The sequence below is a fragment of the Haemophilus haemolyticus genome (genome assembly GCF_003493605.1).
In the GTDB taxonomy this organism is placed as follows: Bacteria; Pseudomonadota; Gammaproteobacteria; order Enterobacterales; family Pasteurellaceae; genus Haemophilus; species Haemophilus haemolyticus_J.
The window spans coordinates 1-1549 of record NZ_QQKA01000019.1; the positions used below are offsets into that span (position 1 = coordinate 1).

Consider the following 1549-nt stretch of genomic DNA (forward strand, 5'->3'; position numbering starts at 1 on the left):
CTTAGATGCTTTCAGCACTTATCTCTTCCGCACTTAGCTACCCGGCAATGCGTCTGGCGACACAACCGGAACACCAGTGGTGCGTCCACTCCGGTCCTCTCGTACTAGGAGCAGCCCCAACCAATTCTCCAACGCCCACGGCAGATAGGGACCGAACTGTCTCACGACGTTCTAAACCCAGCTCGCGTACCACTTTAAATGGCGAACAGCCATACCCTTGGGACCTACTTCAGCCCCAGGATGTGATGAGCCGACATCGAGGTGCCAAACACCGCCGTCGATATGAACTCTTGGGCGGTATCAGCCTGTTATCCCCGGAGTACCTTTTATCCGTTGAGCGATGGCCCTTCCATTCAGAACCACCGGATCACTATGACCTACTTTCGTACCTGCTCGACTTGTCTGTCTCGCAGTTAAGCTTGCTTATACCATTGCACTAACCTCACGATGTCCGACCGTGATTAGCAAACCTTCGTGCTCCTCCGTTACGCTTTGGGAGGAGACCGCCCCAGTCAAACTACCCACCAGACACTGTCCGAGACCACGTTTCGTAATCTTCGTTAGAACATCAAACGTTAAAGGGTGGTATTTCAAGGACGACTCCATAATCACTGGCGTGACTACTTCTAAGTCTCCCACCTATCCTACACATCAAAATTCAATGTTCAGTGTCAAGCTATAGTAAAGGTTCACGGGGTCTTTCCGTCTAGCCGCGGGTACACCGCATCTTCACGGCGATTTCAATTTCACTGAGTCTCGGGTGGAGACAGCCTGGCCATCATTATGCCATTCGTGCAGGTCGGAACTTACCCGACAAGGAATTTCGCTACCTTAGGACCGTTATAGTTACGGCCGCCGTTTACTGGGGCTTCGATCAGGTGCTTCTCTTTCGATTACACCATCAATTAACCTTCCAGCACCGGGCAGGCATCACACCCTATACGTCCACTTTCGTGTTTGCAGAGTGCTGTGTTTTTAATAAACAGTTGCAGCCAGCTGGTATCTTCGACCGGTTCAACCTTCAGGGGCTAGCCCTTACAATCTACGCCGGCGCACCTTCTCCCGAAGTTACGGTGCTATTTTGCCTAGTTCCTTCACCCGAGTTCTCTCAAGCGCCTGAGTATTCTCTACCTGACCACCTGTGTCGGTTTTCAGTACGGTTTAGTAAAGCCTTTCGCTTAGTGGCTTTTCCTGGAAGTGTGGTATCAGTTACTTCAGCTCCGTAGAGCCTCGTCATCATCTCTCAGTGTTAAGGAAGTCCGGATTTGCCTAAACTTCCCACCTACCAACTTAAACGCACATTTCCAACAGTGCGATAACCTAACCTACTCCGTCCCCACATCGCAGCTTTACCAAGTACAGGAATATTAACCTGTTTCCCATCGACTACGCTCTTCAGCCTCGCCTTAGGGGCCGACTCACCCTGCCCCGATTAACGTTGGACAGGAACCCTTGGTCTTCCGGCGAACGGGTTTTTCACCCGTTTTATCGTTACTTATGTCAGCATTCGCACTTGTGATACGTCCAGCATGCTTCTCAACACACCTTC

1 rRNA gene is annotated in these 1549 nt (G+C 51.0%); it reads right to left on the reverse strand.

The features are described from left to right. Positions 1-1549, reverse strand: a 23S ribosomal RNA gene (locus tag DV424_RS08800); the annotation flags it as partial.